We start from the raw sequence: 21,640 nt of genomic DNA, 5'->3' as shown, positions 1-21,640 counted from the left end.
CATGAGACTTGATGGAAGAAGAACCAGCGACAATGTAGACGACCGTCGCGGCAGAGGTATCGCAGGTGGTAAAATGGGCTTTGGCTTAGGTGGAACCATTGTTATCGGCCTTATAATATGGTTTTTGGGTGGCGACCCTATGGCTTTTGTCAGCCAGCAACTATCCGGCGGTGGTATTACACAGAGCGCCTATACTCCAACAGCGGAAGACGAGGAGGCAGCCACCTTTGCTAAGACGATACTGGCCGGAACGGAAGATGTCTGGACTGAGATATTCCGACAAAACGGGATGAAATATGCTCCGCCACGTATGGTCTTGTTCTCTCAGGCTACTACCTCAGGTTGTGGTAGTGCTTCTTCTTCTACAGGGCCCTTCTATTGCCCTGCCGACAAGACCGTGTATATCGACCTTTCATTCTTCAATGAGATGAAGAACCAACTGGGTGCAGGGGGCGACTTTGCCTATGCCTATGTGATAGCTCACGAAGTAGGGCATCATGTGCAAAACCTGCTTGGTACACTCGATAAGGTGCACCAACAACAGCAGCGCGTCAATCAGGTGGAGAGCAACCGCCTGAATGTAAGGCTCGAACTACAGGCCGACTTCTACGCGGGAGTATGGGCCTATCACGATAATAAGACGTTCAACTCCATCGAAGATGGTGATGTAGAAGAAGGGCTGAACGCAGCTAGCCAGATCGGCGACGACCGCCTGCAAATGCAATCGCAGGGATATACAGTGCCCGATGCTTTCAATCACGGAACTTCTGCGCAACGCTCCCGTTGGCTAAAGAAAGGATTGCAGACTGGTAATATTGCCAATGGCGATACGTTCTCAGTCTCTTATTCCCAACTATAAGAAGATAGGTTCATCTTAATTGTTCCGGCGCAAAAGGGGAATCCCTCCTTTATTGAGATAGGGATTCTTCTTCGTCCTCTTCTTCGCTTTCCACCGGAGCCGGCTTCACAAAGAAGGCACTCAGTTCGAACAGCATATAAAGCGGGATGAATACTACCGACAGTGTGAACGGATCGCCCGAAGGAGTGATGAATGCCGATACCAGTAATAGCCCGACAATGGCATGTCTTCTGAACTTCTTGAAGAAAGACTTGTTGAGCAGCCCCAGTTGCGACAATAGCCACGACAGCAAAGGCAGTTCGAATACAATGCCCATAATGAATACCAGCATCAGGAAGTTGTCCATATACGAATCGAGCGATATCTGGTTTTCGATGCTCCCGCTAAGCTGGTAAGTGGCAAGGAAGCGGAATGTGATGGGAAATACCAGCGAATATCCTACTACGCAGCCGATAAAGAACATGACTGTGCCAAACAGGAAAACCCATCGGATGCTTTTCTGCTCCTGGTCGTAAAGGGCAGGCCGTATAAATTTCCATATCTCGAATACCAGATACGGAAATGTGAGTATTAGCGCCAGCCAGAACGAGGTGGTCATATGCCTGAAAAACTGCGAAGCGAGGTTGATATTTATAATCTTCACCTGAAAAGTATCGTCGCAGAAGTCCGGCAGGAATGGTACGGCCGAGGTGGCAGCACACAAGTATTTGTATAGGAAAAAATCTGCATTGGTGGGACCCATTATTATGCTGTCGTAAATATAGGGCATAACAGCAAATCCCAGTATTGCAAATATAAATAGGGCGGCAATAGACCTTATCAGCGTCCACCGGAGTTCTTCCAGATGATCCCAAAAGGTCATGCCTTGATTGCTTTCTTCCATAGTTTATATGGTTTCTATCAGTCTTTTTTAGTGTCGTCGGTTCCTTCTATGTCGTCTTCTATGCCCTTAACACCTTCTTTGAAGTTTTTGATGCCTTTGCCCAATCCTTTCATTAGTTCAGGGATTTTCTTCCCTCCGAAAAGAAGCAGTACTACTATGGCTAGGACTATGATTTCTCCTGTCCCCAGGTTTCCGATAAGTAAAAATGTATTCATAATAATTGTTTTTTTATAATTTGGTTTAGCGTTTTCAAAATAACACAAATAAAAGCAGGGAATCAAATCCCTGTGGGTTTCTTTTCACTTTTTAATAGTTTACAGCGCTCTGATATGTCAGGATTCTCTTCCAAAAAGTAACATCTTTAGATACAAGTAGACAAGTTCATATTTTATAAGAAACCAACTTGTTAACTCGTCTACTGGTACCTTGTATCTCTCCAAAAAGTAACACTTGTAACACATTTTTTATACTTTTTTCCTTGTTACTTTTTCCACTCCCTCTTGTCGTGGCCTTGCGGCTCTCTCTCCCTTTGGAGAGAGCGGGGAGTGAGGTGCTATATAGATAAACCTTCGTGCAATTAATTCACATTTATAATATATTCTTCCACACCTTCAGTATAATACACCTTATACTCGCCCTCTTCATCGCAGATAAAAAGTGCTTCCAGATCGGGATAGCTATCTATCCACTCAGTGACTTTATCCATCCCTCCTACCATAAATGCAGTGGCAAAAGCATCGGCAGTCATGGTGTCGGGGGCAATTACTGTGGTCGACAACAGGTTATGCTTCACCGGATAACCTGTTCGCGGGTCTATAGTATGTGTTACTTTTTGCCCATTATCTACATAAAACTGGCGATAGTTGCCCGATGTAGCTATTCCCCTATCGGTAAGCTGTAGTATGACCTGCAAGTCTTGTCCCGGTATCAGGTTGTTCTCCGAAGGACGGTCTATACCTATGCGCCAGGGTTCTCCTTGCGTATTTACCCCTTTCAGGTATATTTCTCCTCCTATTTCTACAAGGTAGTTTTTGCAACCCTTTTCGTCTAAAAACGATGCTGTTACATCGGCGGAGTAACCTTTTGCAATGGCGTTGACATTCAATACTGCTTCGGGCATGGATTTGATTATTTTCCTGTCCTTGATTTCTATTTTATCCAGCCCTATTTGTTTTTTCAATATTTCAATTTGCCCATTATCAGGAATACTCTTTTCCTGTGCGCTAAAGCCCCATGCTCTGAACAGAGGTTCTGCCGAAATATCAAAAGCCCCTTCGGTAAGTATGCTTATTGCCTTTGCCTTGTTGAATACGGCTTCGAAGAAGTTGTCGATTGCAATATCTTCGTTCCTGTTTATACGTGAGATAACCGAGTCGGGGTCGTAAACCGACAGCGACTTTTCGAACCCCGACAGTAGTTTCTCTATTTCCGGCTGAAAATCACGGTCTTCATCATCCTGGTAGATGATGTTGTAATTCGTTCCTTCGGCGCTACCTTGTATCTGGTAATAGAAAGAACCGTCGTCAGCCATTATTGCATTCATATTCAGCTGGTTTGATATGCTAATTAGCCAATATGTAAATGTGCCAATGTTTTTTCCTCTCTCTTGTCTAGGCTTTGCTTTTCTCCCCTCTTTTTGAGGGGTAGGGAGAGGTGCTTCCTAAACATTATTGATTATAATTTTCTTTTACCAACGGGCAATTAAGCAAATAGTCGAGGCTCATTTTTATACTTTCGGCAGGAGTATGGTTGTATTTTTCCACCTCTACGATAATATGCTTTGTGCCTGCTATATCCGTATTCTTGAATATGGCATCGAAACCTACCATACCACTTTGCCCCAATTCCTTATTGTCTTTTATATGCAAGACTTCGAAACGTCCTTTATACTTGTTGAAATAGTCGACAGGACTGTTTTGTCCCCTTACCACCCAGTAAACGTCCATCTGGAAGAAAACATACTCTGGGTTGGTATTTTCGATCATGTAATCGTACATCATCTTATCTTCTATTTTGGTAAATTCGAAAGCGTGGTTGTGGTATCCGAATTTCATTCCCGCTTCTTTACATCTTTTGCCTATTTCGTTGTAGTAATCGCAATATACCTGCAATTCTTTCAGTGTTTTAGGCACTTGCATCGAAGGTGCTACAATGTATTTCATCCCGGCGGCTTTGTGGGCTTTAATAGCCTCGTCCCACCATTTCAAGGCTTCGGTATAGTCGCCCGAAGTAAGGTCTTTATCTTCCAGTTTTTTGGTTGCGTGCGACGAGAGCACGGTCATTCCCGCAGCTTCTATATCGGCTTTAAATTCTTCCGGGCTTTTTCCATAAAATTTACCGTCCGAGTATCCGGCAGCTTCTATGGCTGTGTAACCCATTTCGCCCACTTTTTTGATAGTGCCGGCATAGTCTGCTTTTATATCATCTCTGAAAGAGTAAAGTTGCAGTGCAATATCTTTCTTTGGCGGGGCGGCCTGTTCGGGTGCAGGAGAGTTCGATCCGCAAGAACTCATAATCAGCAAGCCTGCGGCTATAATTGATAATATTCGCATGATAATTAGTTTATTAAGGTGTTTTTCTGTTAAACCCACGGAGGAAGAAAGCTTCCTCCAATGGATTTTACAGTTTTAATAGAAGAAAGTATTAGAGTCTGTTTGCTCGCTGGTTTAGCGGGCTAAACCGAGAGTAAAATGTGGAAAATACGCTAAAAAGAGCATAAAAAAGTTGCTAAGAACTATACTAAAGAACCTATAATAAATATTTTCGCTAAAATTTAAACAGGCTCTTAATATTAATCAAGGATCTTTATCCTGATGTTGCGGAACCATACATCGTCGCCATGATCCTGGAATCCGATATAACCTTCCCTGTTAGGGCCGCCGCAGTTGTTAAGCAATTCGAAAGCCAAAGGCCATTTTTCCTGGCTGAATTTGCTGGCTTGCAACATTTCTGTCCATTGCGGAGTCCACAGGTGGTATTCTACAACGTTTTCGCCGTTTTGGCCGTGTACCACTGTTCCTTTGTAAACCATCACCTTAGCTTTGTTCCATTGTCCGAATGGTTTTGCATTTTGCGGTTTGGCAGGAATCATGTCGTATAGAGACATCGACTGGCGGTTGTTGTCTTTACCCAGTTTGGCATCAGGGTGGTTTTCGTTGTCCAATACCTGAGCTTCAGGAGATGATATATAGATAGGTTCCATTTTCACCTCTCCGGTTTTAGGGTCTTTGGTTTGCACCTCTTGGGCCAGATAGAAGATACCTGAGTTTCCACCCTTCGATACTTTCCATTCCAGTTCCAATTCGAAGTTTTTGAATTTGTGGGCAAAGATGATGTCGCCGCCATCAGCTTCCTGAGCTTCGCCGCCACCTGTGCCGTTAAACTTGATAGCGCCCTGGTCGATTGTCCATTTTCCCGGAACTTTGTCTTTTCCGTATCCGCGCCATCCTTCAAATGTTTTGCCGTCGAAGATGTTGATGTAGCCGTCTTTGTCTTTTTTCAGCTTGGCTAAATCTACTTGGGGATTATCCAATACGGTGTATTCAGGCACAGCATTTTCGGTCTTTACCGAGTCTTTGGCTTCTTCCTGGTTTTCTCCGCTTTTCGATGCGCTGCCTCCGCAAGCCATAAATGCTCCGGCGATCATACAACAGCCTAAACTGTAAATCAATTTTTTCATTTCCTTTTTATATTAATATTTATAATTATACTGCTTTATCTGGGCATATCGGGTAGTTTCCATCCATCACGATAAGTATGCTTGATAAGTTCCTCGGCAAATTCTATTGCATTCATAGGGGCTGTCATTGTCTTATCGAACGATGGGTGGCCGTCTTTTATCGTAAATCCGTCTTTTATTACGGTGCGGATAGTAGCTCTAGGGTCGATGTTCGTAAATTTCATGTTAGCGCCATCCCAGTGCAACTCCTGATTGAGGGCTTGCAGCCTTACGCCTAATACGCCCATTACCACCATTTCGTTGAACGGCCCTGCTTCGCTGAACGGAGAGGCTGTTTCTACACGGCTCGAAGCACTTTCTTTACAAGCGCGTACCCAGTCCATTTCGTGCGACAGCGTAACTTCTCTCAGCACCTTAGGCGCATTAGGTGTGCGTCCCGAAAGCAGCCAAGGGTCTTTTCCGTAACATCCGCAGATCAATGTATCTTTTGTTCCGTGGAAGATAACGCCACCACCTGCATCGTTCATATCTTTTCCTTCAGGGAATCCTGCCGGGCGCATCGGTTTGAGCCCGCCATCGTACCACGTTACTTCTACCTCTGGCATGGCCACTTTAGGCATGTTGTCGCGGGCAGGGAATGTGAATTTTACTGTCTGTGCATTAGGTGCACAATCTGTAAGCAATAGAGTAGAGCTGCCTTGTACCTTTGTAGGGTAGCCTAGTTTCAGCCCTTTGAATACAGGATGCAGGATGTGGCAAGCCATATCGCCAAGTGCCCCTGTACCGAAGTCCCACCATCCGCGCCAGTTCCAAGGAGTATAGATAGAGTTGTAGTCGCGATACTTGGCAGGGCCTAAAAATAGATCCCAGTCTAAAGTTTTGGCAGGTTTTTCAGCTTTTTCAGGGCGGTTTAGTCCTTGTGGCCAGATAGGTCGGTCGGTGAATGCTTCCACTTTGGTTACTTCACCTATCTCTCCGTTCCATATCCATTCGCACACCTGGCGCACACCCGGTCCCGAAGAGCCTTGGTTACCCATTTGGGTAGCTAGCTTATGTTTATCGGCAAGTTTGGTCAACAGGCGCGATTCGTAGACTGTATGCGTAAGTGGTTTTTCACAATATACGTGTTTTCCCATAGTCATGGCCTCGGCAGCCACGATGGCGTGCGTGTGGTCGGCTGTTGCCACCATTACGGCATCTGCATCTTTGCCCAGCTCTTCATACATTCTCCTGTAGTCGTAGTATGGTTTTGCATTAGGAAAATACTTAAATACGCGGTCGCTGTACTTCCAGTCTACATCGGCCAGCCCGATAATGTTCTGGCTTTCCATGCCTTTGAGTACGCTGAATCCGCGGCCACCGACCCCGATACCCAATATATTGAGCTTGTCGCTGGGTGCAGTGTGTCCGAAATTTTGGCCTAAAACCGCACTGGGGATGATGGTAAGCCCTACTGCTGCTTTAGCTCCTGTTTGCAAGAATTTCCTTCTTGAAATGTCTGATGCCATAATCTTTGTTTTTTAGGTTAATAAATATCTTAGATTTAAAGGTGGGTTTTTCAACTAAATTCTCCTCTTACAATTTCTTCCTTGTCCTTGTCCCAGTACATGGTGCGCCCTTCGAGGTAGGCGCGTGTTCCCATATGGGCGGTGATGGCTTCTTCGAATGCGGCATCTATGTCACACGACGGCTTTTTGTTGCGGTCGCGTATGCATTCCAGCCATTCGCGCATGTGCAGGAAGGTGGTATCGTAACGTTTTCCTCCGAGGTATGAATATAATAAGCCACGCTGCGCAAAATAAAGCTCGGTGGCAGAGGTTACTGCATCTACATTGTCTTTGCCCGGCACATATGTATAGAAGGGCACGTTGGGCTTAATGATGCCTTTCTCTATTTTCTCTTTGTAGCGTGTAGAGCGCGGGTCTACTTTTACGGTCAGTGTATCGCCTACTTCCATCGAGGCATCGTGTCCCATAATGACTTTCCCCCTATTGCGGTCGCTGGCAAGCGTTGCGCTGTAGAGCATGGTCATGTTCTTGTCGGGAAACTCGAATGTGGTTTGCAATACATCGGGTACGGTTCTTCCGTCTTTGAAGAAATATACGCCCCCCGACGATGTTGCCGAATGGGGTATGCCTACGCCCATCAACTGGTTGATGGCATCGTATTCGTGTGTAAGCAGGTCGCCGCTGAGCCCTGTGCTGTAGTCCCACCAGCAACGCCAGCGGAAGAACCGTTCGAGGCTGAATTTGCTTCTTTCGTCTGGTCCTACATATTTCTCCAGATTATATTTGGTCATATAATCCATGTACTCTTTTACTCGCGTTTCGTCGCCTTCAAACTGTTTCCAGTCTATAGTCTGAGGATTGGCCGTAGGATGTATGTCATATACCCATGCCCCGTTGGGGTCGTTGCGGTTTGTGCATACTTCTACCAGTGTTACTTGCCCCAGAAGGTTCTTGTCCAGTATTTCTTTTGCCTTGATGTAGCTGTCTACCTGACGCCCCTGATGTCCTAGTTGGAATACAATACCGGTTTGTTTTATTACGTCCCTTACCATATATGTTTCGGGTACAGTCCACGAGAGGGGTTTCTCCAGATATACGTGTTTTCCGGCTTTTGCGGCGTCCATAGCCATTGTGCTGTGCCAATGGTCGGGCGAGGCCACTATGATGGCGTCGATATCGTCGGCAGCAAGCATTTCCTTATAGTTGCGGTAACGCTTCGGCGCTTGTCCGTAGGTGCCGCCCACTCCTTCTTTGTTTATATTGGCTCCGGCAGCTATTCCTTCTTCGGCAAATGTGTCGAAAATATCGCATACGCCGGCGAGTACTACATTGAGGTCTTCCTGATGCAGAAAATCGTCGTAACGGGTATCTTTTTTGTTTTTCTTGGCGGCGTCAATTCTTTCCTGCAAATATTCAGGTGTGGCGAATCCAATTGCTTTTAGTAATTGCTTGCCCCTGATGCCGCAACCGATTATTCCCAAGCGTATCTGTTCGCCATTGGGCTTCAAGGGTGCAATAGTGGTTTTTTCGCCGCTCAGGTTGAAAACGTCTTTAACGTCTTTTTTTGTGTTGTCGAACTTGCGTTTGCTATATACGCCGTATGCCAATGCGCCCAATACGGGTGCTGTGGCAAGGGCTTTGATTACTTTACGCCTTCCTTGCGATTCGGGCAGGGCATTGTTTTTTTTGTCTTCGTTGTTGTTTGCGCCTTCCAGTGCTGTTTTATCTTCGGGTGTCATTTTTGTTAGTCCTTGTTAGAGTTATCTTATTTGCGTTTGAATAATGGGCATATAAAGCGGTCTAAGCCAATGATATGCGATGTGGGGAAATATATCAGTACCATCAAGGCTCCTATTTCGATCACGTTTTTGTCTATCCACAGGTAAGAGCCTTCGGTGGGCATCATAAATTCGGCTCCGATGAAAGGAGGATGCGACAGGTAGTAAAGTGCAAGGAAAATGATCCCTCCGATGGAGGCTACGCGGCATAGGCAACCAAGTATTAGCCCAAGCCCGATAAGGGCGAGCCCGTACATATTGATGTAGTTTGCGATGGGCAGTAGCGTGGAATTAGCCGCCAGGTCGTAGAAATAGTCTGCAAAGAATCCCTGTGAGTCCATCAGGTAGGGGTAGGATGTCCATCCGGAGCTTAGTATTTTTACCAGCCCTTCGTATAGAAAGTGCCATCCGATTAAAATTCTCAGAATAACCAGCCATGTGGTCTGGCTGCGCGAGTACGATGTTAGTTCTTTCATGGATAAAAATAGTAATAGTATATGTATTTGTTTAATGTCGTTACAAAAACAATAAGGTTATTGGCTAACAATAATGAATCTTCTCTGAATTCGTTCTTTGCTGGCATGGTACTACCTACAAAGCAATATAAAATGCGCTTATAATTGCTTTATAAATAAATCAATAACTTAGCCTCGGAAAAGGCTTTTTTCCATGGAATCGGGGGGGTGATTAAATGCATGGTAAAGCTAGGAATATTTTAAGTAAATAATAGTTTTATTTTGTTAAAAAAACTTGTTTTTTTAATTAAAAAATCGCGATAGCCAAACACTTTTACGGCGAATGGAGGAAATGAATAACTTTTGGGAAGGTGATATAAAATACACAGTGATGGGCAAAATTTTACTACACGAACCTAATACTTCTATATTTTCGGGATGCTTAGTAACAGTTACTTACATATTATCGGCCGGATATGCTACTCCCAACTGTTTCCTTATTTCGTCAAGTATTTCCATTGTAACCAGCGAATTTTGATGGCTATTGATTTGCGATTCGTATTCGCCGCCCACGATTAAATCAATAAATTCGGCCACTTCGTAATAATATTCGTGCATTGTATTCGGCGAACTGATAATGGATTCTTCTCCGTTCCTTCGTTTCAGGGAAACATGATTGATGATGTTGATGCGGTCGGCTGTAATAGTTCCTTCTTCTCCTTGTATTTCGGTAGGCAACGCCGAGTCTGCTATTTTGGAATAGAGTATGGTGGCTTCCATGTCATGGTATTGGAAGTTGACTGCCCCCTGACCGTCTACCCCGGTGGATAGTTTCGTTCCCACAGCATTGATTAACTGAGGTTTGCCAAAGAGAACGACCATAGGGTATATGGTATATACGCCGATATCGACCAATGCTCCGTTCGATAATTCGGGTTTGAAGGCATTTTGTATAATGCCTTTTTTCAAGTCGTCGTAGCGCGATGAGTATTGGCAGTAGCATGAGAAATATCGCCTTATCTTACCTATTTTGCCAATATTGTTTTTTATGGACACGAAATTTGGGGTAAGGGTCGGTTTCATTGCTTCCATCAGTACCACATTATTTTTTCGGGCGGTCGCTATCATTTCCTTTACCTCTCTGGTGTTCGATGCAAAAGGTTTTTCGCACAATACATGCTTGCCATGTTGCATGCACAGTATGCTCTGGGCGGCATGCAACGAGTTGGGAGAGGCTATATATACGGCATCTATCAGCGGGCTTGCAGCCATCGTGCTGAGGGAGGTAAATGTGTGCGGAATACCATGCCGGTCGGCAAATTCGTCAGCTTTCTCCTGTGTGCGCGAATAGACGGCAACCAGTTCGAAACGGGAATCTAAGCGGGCTCCTTCGATTACCTTGTTTACGATATTGCTTGTTCCTACTACGCCAAAACGGATTTTTGTATTGTCTCTTCTATTTTCCATAATATAGTGTTCTTTTGATAAAGATATGAATAAAAGGGGATAATTATCAGGGCAAACGCATGAAAAAATGATATTACAGTTTTGACTACCGTAGGGGCGAATTATCATTCGCCCGAAATAGAAAAAATCTGCGGGCGAATGATAATTGACTCCGTCGATTTTCAATTCACCCCTACAAAGCTCAGAATTGAGTTCGGATAAATTTCATGCGTTTACTCTGGGATAGTTAATAGTTAGATGTTGGCTTCATAGATATAACTATGCATCTATCATAATTCCTCCATATTCAATTCCACCACTATAGGGAAATGGTCGGAAGGGAGGCGTGCTTCATATTCTTCGAGAGACACTTCTTTCGGAAAATTTTCTGATTGTACTTTTTCTCCTGCCGCACGAGAAACCCAGTATGTGTCGGTAAGTACACCGTAGCGTATAGGTGTAAGATGCTTTGTTACGAAAATATGGTCGATGCGGCTCTCTGTTTTCAGGCTGGGATTGAAATCGTTGAAAGTACCGTTTTGTGCATATCGTATTTTCGCATTTAAATACGAATCGGATAAAATGCCTGAATTGGCCAACAGGGCATAGCTTTCGTTTGTTTGGTCTACATTGAAGTCGCCGGTAAGTACAGCAGGGTCTTTCCCGCACATTTCCTTTATCTTAGCCAGTACCAGCTTTGCACTTTCTTTGCGGGCATTTACTCCCACGTGATCCATGTGCAGGTTGAAGAACCATATTTGCTTTTTGCTTTGGCGGTCTTTCAGCTCCACCCACGAACAGATACGTGGCAATACGGCATCCCAGCCCTTGTTGGGGTAATCTGTGTTTTCGGACAACCAGAATGTTCCCGACTTGATGACATCGAACCGTTCTTTTTTGAAGAAGATGGGAGAATATTCCCCTTGTGTTTTACCATCGTCGCGTCCTACTCCTACATAACCGTATTCGGGCAGGCTGTTTTGCAGGTCTTCTATCTGGTTGTGCTTTACTTCCTGCATACCTACAATTTCGAAATCGTGGAATTGTATCAGTTGGCTGATTACAGGGCAGCGTTGTTGCCATCCGTTGCCTCTTTCGGCATCGTGGCTGTTTGCATTCCGTATGTTGTATGAGGCTACAGTGAGCTTTTGAGCATTCAGCATTCCCGATATACATATCAGGATAAGGATGTAGATAGTTTTTTTCATGGTATGTTTATATATATAATTTTCTGTTTTCTTGTCACCGTTTAAGCGTTCAAGAGGGCTAGCCTCGCATACATCTCAGCCATTGCCGCCTGCGTAAGCACCCACTTCGATTCATCTTTGACCTCTCCGCTCCAGTCGGAGTTGAACAGGCCGTTTTCGTCTCTCATATGGTTCCATGCATAATCGAGGTTTTTACGGAAGGTATCTATATAGATGGTATTGTTGTCTATCTTATATAATTCGATAAACCCGCGAAACATTACTGCCGTAAACCAGATGTCGCGCTTTTTCAGCATGCGGAACTTGTCACCCTCCGGCGTTTCAAAATCGTTGAAGAAATAAGAGTAGCACGATTCGGCAATATCCCTGGCTGTTTTTAGATATTGATCTTCTTTTGTCAGCTTATACAGTAATGCTGCAGCTTGAAGCATCTGCCCGCTATTGTACGCATATTTTGCTTTGTCTATCCCGCCTTCGAGGTTGATATTGTCGTAATAAAGGTTGTCGGTGCTATCCCTCAGGTTTTTATATGTCCATTCATAGATAGATTTTCCTTGCTCGAAATAGGTGCTGTCGGCTGTTGCTTCAAATAGTTTGAAGGCATATACGGCAGCCGGCGCATTCGAACAGGAGTGTTTGCTGCCTTTGTTTTGTTCGCACCAGTATATCCCGCCGCCGAGCTTATCGTCTTTGCCGCTCAAAATAAATTCCCAGATAAGTTTTGCTTTGTGCAGGTATTTGTCTTCTTTGGTTTGCATATAGATGTCGGAGAAATCTATCCCCAACCATACATTATCATCATAAAAGCGGTCGGATGGCGGCGCCGAATTGATATACGATGCATAAGCGGCAGGCTGCCGTGTGGTGTCGAAATATTCTTCCAGTCCGGCTAATACCCTATTGTCGAGTATTTGTTTGTATTTGCTGTCGTTTGTAGCCTCTATAATGGCATTTACTGCCGAAAAAGTACCCGAATACGGCCACAGGAATGCGTATTGATTCGATACGTTTTTTTGTTCCGATGCCAGGTAGGTCACTTTATGCTCTTCGTTGAAAGGATACATTTCCCATAGCAGGTTGCTCTCTTTTGTTCCGTAATATTTATATAAGGAATCGAGTGTTTCCTGTGCCCGGACGATCAGTTTTTCCTTATCGTTGTCTGACTGCTTATTGTTGCGGCAGCCTAAGGCAGTGAATAGTATTAGGGCGATTACTAAAACATTGTAGGATTTCATTTCTTACTGATTTGTAGGTTTTATTATGACAAATATAAGCCCTAAAGTTAGAAAAATAATGGATGGAAAAGCCTTTTGTTGTACCTGCGCGAATATTAACTCTTTTGTCGCAAATATTAACAATGTGCTAAACTCCGCATCTGTATTAACTTTCGTGCAGAAATTAGCGCCGTTTATTTAGTTAAGACCGAAAGCCAGGCCTTGTATAGAAGGCGAAAATCAATACATTTGTTTTCATCAAATTTGCCTCAAACTATATATTGCTATGAAAATAATTCCCCGGCATATCAAATACGTCCTTATATCCTTGTTTCTCCTTGCCAGCATACCATCCTCAGGCTACAATCTCAAGCAGATAACAAACAGGAATGGGCTGTCGAATAATTCGGTTACTGCCTTTTGTCAGGATTATACCGGCTTGTTGTGGATAGGTACTTGCGACGGGCTTAATATGTACAACGGGAAAAGTGTATCGGCGTATAAGCCCAAAGACAAAAACAATATGCTTTCGGGTAACCTGATAGACCGGATTGTAGAAGGTAAGGACGGCATAATATGGATACAGACATATTACGGGCTGAACAAGTATGATAAGAAAACCAATTCGCTGGAGCATTTCGACATGTTCAATAATATATTGTTTCTGGAAAAAGATTCGCAAAACAATATTTACCTGATACAAGAAAACAACAGCATATTTTATTATATAAAGGAAGAAAACCGTTTCGAAAAAGCTGAATTGGCAGGCATAATATTCAACGAAATACTCGATTTCACAATAACCGACGACAATAGGATATGGATATTCACAGTAACCGGCAAAGGCTTTTGTTTTTCCCTAAACCGCTTTGAGGATGGTAAGGTCGAATTTCGCCGCGAAAAAATCTATTCTCACGACAAAAGCCTGTTGCATTGCTACGGCGAAGATGGGTCTTTCTTTTTTGTAGATAGCGACTACAGCCTGTATGAGTTTAAAACAAAGGGACATAGTTCTGTTTATATCGAAGATGTGGAAAAACTGATAAGGGAGAATGGGATGGTTTCTTCGATCATAAAATTCCATGACGACTATTTTATCGGGTTCAGGACAAACGGGCTTTTTGTGTTGAGAAAAAACGACTCGTCGGAGCCGGATAACTATACGTTAGAAAAGATTCCCATAAATAGTGGGATATTTAGTTTGCTCAAAGACCGCTATCAGGATATTGTGTGGATAGGTACGGACGGGCAGGGTATCTATTCGTATTCCAACGACCAGTATTCCATCAGGTCGACCCTGATAAACGATTTCTCGCTGAAAATGGGACACCCTGTACGTGCGTTGTATATAGACGATGACCGCACGATGTGGATAGGGAGTAAAGGCGATGGTATATTGAAAATATATAATTATGACATAAACAAAAGTATCTTCGACTGCAAAATAGAGAATATCACCTCACAAAACAGCCTGTTGAACGACAACTCTGTATATGCCTTTGCCCCCGGCACGCACAATATATTGTGGATAGGCAGCGAGGAGGGGCTCAACTATTATTCGTACAGCGAGAAAAGGATAAAAAAGGTAGACCTCGTACACAATGGCGTGGCCCTGAAATATATACATGCCATATACGAGCAAGGCTCTTATCTCTGGCTTGCCAGCGTGGGCATGGGAGCGATAAAGGCGCGTATAAGCTGGAACGGCGATACGCCGGTGCTGACTGTCGAAAACCGGTTTATAAGAAGCGACGGCGATATTTCTTCCAACTACTTCTTTTCCCTCTATCCCGAAAACGACAGGTATATATGGTTTGCCAACCGCGGTGGAGGAATTTTTAAGATAAATACCGAAACATTTGGGGTAGAAGCCATAAAATTCCCGGATAAAATAGGTAATAAGACAATAAATGAGATAATATCCATCAAGCAGGACGATTGGGGCAACTATCTCATCGGCACGAGTTTCGGACTTATAAAGTACAAGTCGGACAATGACTACCAGCTCTTTAACACGACCAACGGATTTCCCAACAGTACCATACACTGCATATTGCCAAACAGCGGAAACGATTTCTGGATAAGTACAAACCGCGGGGTAATAAATTACAACTCGGAGAAAGAAACTTTCAAATCGTACACATCGCAAGACGGGCTCGATGTGTTTGAGTTTAGCGATGGGGCTGCCTTCAGGGACAAGAGTACAGGGGTATTGTTCTTTGGGGGGATAAACGGATTTATCTCGGTAAAGGAGAATGATTACCGTATGAAGGAATATATGCCCCCCATCATATTCGACAACCTGACAATACTGGGCGAGAACTACAATATAATGGATTTCATTATCCAAAACGAAAAATCGAATACACTGGAACTGGACTACAGCCAGAACCTTTTCTCGGTTTCTTATATTGCTATCGACCACATCAATGCCAACAACCATACCTATTACTATAAGCTGGAAGGGATAAACGACCGGTGGATCGACAACGGAAGCTCGAACACAGTATCGTTCACCAACTTTGCTCCCGGAGAATACGAGTTGCAGGTGAAATACTACAACCGGGCTACCGATACCGAAAGCAAAGTGTCGAGTATCAGGATAAAGATATTGCCTCCCTGGTACCAGTCGTCGCTGGCATACCTCGCTTATTATGTCTTGTTTATAGTCTTGCTGGCATTGGTTTTGCGGTGGTTTGTGGTCAGAAGCAAGAAAAAACAGGTGCGTATGGTGCGACAGATGGAACAGCAGCACAAGGAAGAGATTTACGAGTCGAAACTCCGCTTCTTTACAAATATTGCACATGAGTTTTGTACACCTCTGACGCTTATCTATGGGCCTTGCAGCCAGATACTAAACTCAAAGAATGTAGATAAATCGGTTTTTCGCTATACACAGGTCATACAGCAAAATGCCGAACGTCTCAATTCGCTTATCTTAGACCTCATAGAATTTCGCAGGGTAGAAACCGGCTACAAAAAACCGGTTATAGAAAAGCTGGCAATATCCGAGGTTGCCACCCAGACGGCAAGCCTGTTCACAGATATAGCCGGAAGCCATACTATAGATGTGGAAACCGAAATCGGGGACTTTATTACCTGGAACTCGGATAAGAATTTTATCGTAACCATTATGACCAACCTTATTTCCAATGCCTTCAAATATACCAACGATAAGGGAAAGGTGAAAATTAAGGTTGCCGAAACTGACGGTTCTCTGCTCATTACCATTTCCAATACCGGAAAGGGAGTGAAGCCGGAAGATATATCGAAAATATTCGACAGGTACAGCATTCTCGACAGTTTCGAGAAACAAGACCATTCGAGCCTTTGGTCGCGCAACGGCCTCGGGTTGGCTATATCATACGGTATGGTCAATCTGTTGCAGGGAACAATACAGGTAGAAAGCAGCCCGAACGAATGGACGCATTTTATAGTCAGGTTGCCGCATTTGGAAACAAATGCCGATACTACAGTTTCCGATTCTGCCATTTCCCAGATAAACGCGGCAAAAATGGAAAATAATGTAATAACGGCTTTGCCAAAATCGGTGATCAACGAAGCCAAGCCTACCATTATGGTTATCGACGACGAGATAGAGATGCTTTGGTTTATAAATGAAATATTCGCCGGCGAGTTCAATGTCATATGTTTCAGCAAACCTTCCGAGGCTATTTCTATATTAAACGAAATACATCCCGATATTATCCTCTGCGATGTAATGATGCCGGAATTTGACGGCATAAGCTTTACGCGCCAGTTGAAAGCCAATCAGGAGACAGCGCATATACCGCTTATCCTTATTTCGGCCAAACATGAGGTAGACGAACAGATAGCCGGCATGAATGCAGGCGCAGAGATATACATAACTAAGCCATTTAATGTAGACTTCCTCAAAACGTCTGTCAACCGGCTGATAAGCCGTAAGGAGGCTTTGAAGAACTATTTTTCGTCTCCGATAAGTGCATTCGAACTGGCTAATGGCAAGCTGACGCACAAGGAGCATAAGAAATTCATAAAGACCGTATTCGATATCATCAACAAGAATATAAAGAACAAAGACCTGTCGGTAAATTTCATTGCTCTAAAGCTGAATATGAGCACGCGCAACCTGTATCGCAAGATGAACGAAATAGACAGCGAGATCAGTATTGCCGACATGATACGCGACAGCCGCCTGTATATCGCCGAAGACCTGCTCGTGAAATCGAAACTGACGATAGACGAAATTATATTCAAATCGGGTTTTGCCAACCGTGTAAGTTTCTTCAAAGCATTTGCGAAGAAATACGGCTGTACGCCTAAAGAATACAGGGAGCAGAATAGCTTGTAGCAGTGTTGATTTTACTCTGTGCTGAAATATACCCTTGTAAATATTTACGACAAACTAGTTATTATTCATGCCAGACAAAAAATAAGAAATTGACGTATTTCAGGCTTCCTTATATCGTTTATACATTTGCCGGAGACATACAACCCTAATTTTTTTACAGAAGATGAGAAATACCATTAAACATTACAGCTTGATATTCGTCCTTGTTTTATTTGCAGTTCCTATATCGGCTCAACAGGAAAAAACGCCCGTCGATTACGTAAACCCCTATATAGGTAATATAAGCCATATGCTTGTGCCTACCTATCCCACTATCCATTTGCCCAACAGTATGCTCCGCGTTTATCCCGAACGGGGTGACTATACCGGGAATGTAATCGCAGGCTTACCCTTGATTGTAACCAGTCACCGCGGAAGCTCGGCTTTCAACCTTAGTCCCTATCAGGGAGAAGTAAAAGCGATAAAAAGCATAATAGATTTCGGGTACGACAACGAGATTGTCAAGCCGTATTATTACAGTGTCGATCTCGACGATTACGACATTCACATCCAATATGCACCTTCGCATCAAGCGGGCATTTACGAGATAGATTTTAGTGATGAAAATCAACCTGCCTATCTGGTTTTTAATACCAGGAATGGGGAGCTGGATTCTGATGCAAACAGTATAAGCGGCTATCAAAGATTGGCAAACGATACTCGTGTATATATTTACTTCGAAACAGAGCAAACCCCGATTGAAACAGGAACTCATCAGGGCGAAAAAATAAACTCATATGTAAGGAATACCGCAGGGCATAATGCTTACTTTATAATGAAATATCCGGCGAAAACGAAAAAGGTAAAAGCCCGTTACGGTGTTTCGTTCATAAGCATAGAGCAGGCAAAGAAGAATCTGAGGCGCGAAATCGACAGCTACAATCTCGCACAAGTGTCCGAAAAAGGCAAACAGGCATGGAACGAAACCTTAGGTAAGATTAAGGTATCGGGAATAGACGAGCCGGCAAAAACGGTTTTCTATACATCTATGTACCGTATCTACGAGCGCATGATCTGCATATCCGAAGATGGAAGATATTACAGCGCATTCGATAAGCAGGTACACAACGATAATGGCATCCCTTTCTATACCGACGATTGGATTTGGGACACCTATCAGGCAGCCCATCCCTTGCGTGTAATTATTGATTCGGATAAAGAAGTGGATATGATAAATTCGTACCTGCGCATGGCAGACCAGATGCCGCGGCCCTGGATGCCCAATTTTCCCGAGGTGACAGGCGATAGCCGCCGTATGAATGCTAATCATGGAGTGGCAATGGTAATAGATGCCTACAACAAAGGGTTGAGAGGCTTCGATCTCGAAAAAGCATATATAGCCGCTAAAGGTGCGATTACAGAAAAGACACTTGCCCCGTGGTCATCCAAGCCGGCAGGGGTGTTGGATCAATTTTATAAAGATCATGGCTATTTCCCGTCATTGGCAAAAGGCGAGCAGGAGACTGTTCCCGAAGTTCACGGATGGGAACGCCGTCAGCCTGCGGCGGTTACGTTAGGCACAGTGTACGACGAATGGTGTCTGTCGATGATAGCCAAAGAACTGGGAAAAGATGACGAAGCAGCATATTTTAGGCAAAGGAGCCTGAATTATCACAAGATATTCAATCCCGAAACGAAGTTTTTCCATCCGAAAGACACCACCGGGAAATTTATGGAAGACCTCGATTACCGTTTCCCTCCCGGCATTGGCGGGCGCGATGCTTACGACGAAAGCAACGGATGGGTATATCGTTGGGGTGTGCAGCACAATATATCCGACTTGGTGGATATGATGGGAGGCAAGCAGTCCTTTGTCGGCGAACTTGAGCGTATGTACAGTGAACCATTAGGAAAGGGCCGTCCCGATTTCCATCACCAGTTTGGCGACCATACAGGTATTGTGGGGCAGTTTTCGATGGGCAACGAGCCATCTATGCACATTCCCTATCTCTACAACTATGCAGGTGAGCCTTGGCGCACACAAAAAAGAGTGAGGAATTTGCTGAAGCAATGGTTTCGCAACGACCTGATGGGCATACCCGGCGATGAGGACGGCGGTGGCTTGACATCGTTTGTTGTTTTCTCGCAACTTGGCATCTATCCCGTAACGCCCGGATTGCCGATGTATGTGATTGGCAGCCCAATGTTCGAGAGTGCAAAAATAGAAGTGGCGGCAGGAAAAGTCTTTGAGATATACTGTCACAATTATTCGCCCGAAAACAAGTATATCCAGTCTGCCAAATTGAATGGTAAAGTACTGGACAAATCATGGATTCACCACAACGATTTGGTAAAAGGAGGCAAACTAGAGTTTGTGATGGGCAAACATCCCAACAAAGGCTGGGCATCCGGCGATAATGCTGTTCCTCCGTCTTTTAGTATGGAGTAGCAGATACTACCTCTGTCATCCTGAGCGTAGGGAAGCATCTCTTCTTAGTGATGTAAACATATACGACAATATAGTAAATATTTGTGTCGCCCAAAAAAATATAACATTTCATTTTTTATGACAAAAACGAACATTTCTACATTTGTTTCAGCGAAAATGCAACAAGTGAAAAACATAAAAAATTATAACACACTAACATGATATCTATGAAAAATAAAAGGTTCGTAAAGCAAGGGCTGCTAACCTTATGCCTGGTTGGATCGGGTATGGTGTCAAACGAAGCTTTCTCTTCCTCTAATAGCTATAGGGAAAGCATTAAGATAGTAACCGACAATACCTATATCAGCCAAACGGGCAATCCCGATTACAGCAAGACCAACCGCCCCGACAAGAAAGACCGCCTGTTTACATCCAAAGCAGTAGAAAATGAAATAATACGGGTGAAGAAACTCCTGAAGAACCCTAAGTTGGCGTGGATGTTCGAAAACTGTTTCCCCAATACACTGGATACCACCGTGCGCCACCGCAAGACCGATGGCAAAGACGATACCGTAGTCTATACAGGCGATATACACGCCATGTGGCTGCGCGATTCGGGCGCCCAGGTATGGCCTTATGTACAGTTGGCAAACAGCGATAGCGAACTCAAGGCAATGTTGGCAGGAGTAATCCGCCGCCAGTTCAGGTGCATCAATATCGACCCGTATGCAAACGCCTTTCTCGACCCCTACGATCCCAATCCCGACCACCACTGGATGAGCGACGTCACTACAATGAAACCCGAACTGCACGAGCGCAAATGGGAAATAGACTCATTGTGCTATCCCCTGCGCCTGGCATACCATTACTGGAAGGCGACGGGAGATACCAGCGTGTTTGATGAAGATTGGCTCGATGCAATAGATAATATCCTGAAAACTTTCAAGGAACAACAACGCAAAGACGGGGTAGGGCCATACACGTTTATGCGCAAGACCGAACGCCAGCTCGATACCTTAAACAATTTCGGCTTTGGCAACCCTGTCAACCCTGTGGGGCTGATAGTATCTTGTTTCCGCCCGTCAGACGATGCTACTACCTTCCAGTTTTTGGTTCCGTCCAATTTCTTTGCCGTAACCTCTCTGCGGAAAGCGGCTGAAATTCTTTCGCAAGTAAGCGGCCGTGAAGGACAGGCAAAAGAATGCACCGATTTGGCCGACGAGGTAGAAGCCGCCCTCAGGAAATATGCAACATACAATCATCCCGCATATGGAACTATCTACGCCTTCGAAGTCGATGGCTTTGGCAACCAATACCTGATGGACGACTCCAATGCACCAAGTTTGCTGTCGCTGGCCTATCTGGGCGATGTAGATGTAAACGACCCTATCTATCAGAATACCCGCCGGTTTGTGTGGAGCAAAGACAACCCTTACTTCTTCAAGGGAACGGCAGGCGAAGGTATCGGCGGGCCGCATATCGGATACGATATGGTATGGCCTATGAGCATAATGATGAAAGCATTTACCAGCCAAAGCGATGAAGAAATAAAAACCTGCATAAAAATGCTGATGGATACCGATGCCGGTACAGGTTTTATGCACGAATCGTTCCATAAAGACGACCCTGAGAATTTCACCCGTTCGTGGTTTGCATGGCAGAACACCTTGTTTGGCGAACTGATACTCAAACTGGTGAATGAGGGGAAAACCGATTTGCTCAACGAGATAAAATAATCAGGCAATATGATTCTGGTTGTTTAGGTTCCTTTTCCGATAAGGGCATATGCACTAGAAATATAAGTCCTTATTATAACCTTAGGAAAAACACTTCCGGAATATTTCTGAATAATATATATAAATTGAATTGA

At 44.2% G+C, this 21,640-nt stretch carries 15 protein-coding genes; 4 read left to right on the top strand and 11 right to left on the bottom strand.

Going from position 1 to position 21,640, the window contains the following annotated elements; genetic code table 11:
- Position 1: 1 nt before the first annotated feature.
- A complete protein-coding gene (locus D0T57_RS03325) occupies positions 2 to 859 on the top strand; it encodes a neutral zinc metallopeptidase (RefSeq protein ID WP_163270871.1) in 858 nt (285 codons plus the stop codon).
- A 49-nt stretch (positions 860 to 908) separates the two neighbouring features.
- Here D0T57_RS03325 and tatC read toward each other — a convergent pair whose 3' ends face one another.
- The 11 genes from tatC to D0T57_RS03270 form a co-directional block, all read right to left on the bottom strand.
- Complete coding sequence (tatC, locus tag D0T57_RS03320; protein WP_163270869.1) at positions 909 to 1,742, bottom strand: twin-arginine translocase subunit TatC; 834 nt, start codon at positions 1,740 to 1,742, stop codon at positions 909 to 911.
- Positions 1,743 to 1,759: 17 nt separating this feature from the next.
- The gene (locus D0T57_RS03315; RefSeq protein ID WP_163270867.1) at positions 1,760 to 1,957 is read right to left on the bottom strand and encodes a twin-arginine translocase TatA/TatE family subunit; all 198 of its coding nucleotides are present in this window, start codon (positions 1,955 to 1,957) and stop codon (positions 1,760 to 1,762) included.
- Positions 1,958 to 2,319: 362 nt separating this feature from the next.
- A complete protein-coding gene (locus D0T57_RS03310) occupies positions 2,320 to 3,285 on the bottom strand; it encodes an FAD:protein FMN transferase (protein ID WP_163270865.1) in 966 nt (321 codons plus the stop codon).
- Between the two features lie 124 nt (positions 3,286 to 3,409).
- Complete coding sequence (locus D0T57_RS03305) at positions 3,410 to 4,294, bottom strand: sugar phosphate isomerase/epimerase (RefSeq protein ID WP_163270863.1); 885 nt, start codon at positions 4,292 to 4,294, stop codon at positions 3,410 to 3,412.
- 239 nt (positions 4,295 to 4,533) lie between these two features.
- Entirely contained in the window at positions 4,534 to 5,421 is an 888-nt protein-coding gene (locus tag D0T57_RS03300) for a DUF1080 domain-containing protein (protein ID WP_163270861.1), read from the bottom strand.
- Positions 5,422 to 5,456: 35 nt separating this feature from the next.
- Positions 5,457 to 6,929 carry a Gfo/Idh/MocA family protein gene (locus tag D0T57_RS03295; RefSeq protein ID WP_163270859.1) on the bottom strand — a complete coding sequence of 491 codons (1,473 nt, stop codon included), beginning with the start codon at positions 6,927 to 6,929 and terminating at the stop codon, positions 5,457 to 5,459.
- A 50-nt stretch (positions 6,930 to 6,979) separates the two neighbouring features.
- The gene (locus tag D0T57_RS03290) at positions 6,980 to 8,668 is read right to left on the bottom strand and encodes a Gfo/Idh/MocA family protein (protein ID WP_163270857.1); all 1,689 of its coding nucleotides are present in this window, start codon (positions 8,666 to 8,668) and stop codon (positions 6,980 to 6,982) included.
- A gap of 26 nt (positions 8,669 to 8,694) precedes the next feature.
- Positions 8,695 to 9,183 (bottom strand): DoxX family membrane protein, encoded by a 489-nt coding sequence (locus tag D0T57_RS03285; RefSeq protein WP_163270855.1) that lies wholly within the window; start codon positions 9,181 to 9,183, stop codon positions 8,695 to 8,697.
- 435 nt (positions 9,184 to 9,618) lie between these two features.
- Complete coding sequence (locus D0T57_RS03280) at positions 9,619 to 10,629, bottom strand: Gfo/Idh/MocA family protein (protein WP_163270853.1); 1,011 nt, start codon at positions 10,627 to 10,629, stop codon at positions 9,619 to 9,621.
- A 269-nt stretch (positions 10,630 to 10,898) separates the two neighbouring features.
- Entirely contained in the window at positions 10,899 to 11,816 is a 918-nt protein-coding gene (locus D0T57_RS03275; RefSeq protein ID WP_163270851.1) for an endonuclease/exonuclease/phosphatase family protein, read from the bottom strand.
- A 41-nt stretch (positions 11,817 to 11,857) separates the two neighbouring features.
- On the bottom strand, positions 11,858 to 13,051 hold the full coding sequence (locus D0T57_RS03270) for a glycoside hydrolase family 76 protein (RefSeq protein ID WP_163270849.1): 1,194 nt from the start codon (positions 13,049 to 13,051) through the stop codon (positions 11,858 to 11,860).
- A 265-nt stretch (positions 13,052 to 13,316) separates the two neighbouring features.
- Here D0T57_RS03270 and D0T57_RS03265 point away from each other — a divergent pair, with 265 nt between their 5' ends.
- From D0T57_RS03265 to D0T57_RS03255, 3 genes are all read left to right on the top strand, one after another.
- Complete coding sequence (locus tag D0T57_RS03265; protein WP_163270847.1) at positions 13,317 to 17,363, top strand: hybrid sensor histidine kinase/response regulator transcription factor; 4,047 nt, start codon at positions 13,317 to 13,319, stop codon at positions 17,361 to 17,363.
- A gap of 163 nt (positions 17,364 to 17,526) precedes the next feature.
- On the top strand, positions 17,527 to 19,791 hold the full coding sequence (locus D0T57_RS03260) for a GH92 family glycosyl hydrolase (protein WP_163270845.1): 2,265 nt from the start codon (positions 17,527 to 17,529) through the stop codon (positions 19,789 to 19,791).
- 206 nt (positions 19,792 to 19,997) lie between these two features.
- Positions 19,998 to 21,506, top strand: coding sequence for a glycoside hydrolase family 125 protein (locus tag D0T57_RS03255; protein ID WP_163270843.1), 1,509 nt, complete (start codon positions 19,998 to 20,000; stop codon positions 21,504 to 21,506).
- Positions 21,507 to 21,640: the final 134 nt, after the last annotated feature.

Source organism: Dysgonomonas sp. 511, from assembly GCF_010501105.1.
Lineage (GTDB): Bacteria > Bacteroidota > Bacteroidia > Bacteroidales > Dysgonomonadaceae > Dysgonomonas.
The sequence above is the reverse complement of the archived record's forward strand: the minus strand, read 5'-3'. Positions and strand labels throughout refer to the sequence as shown.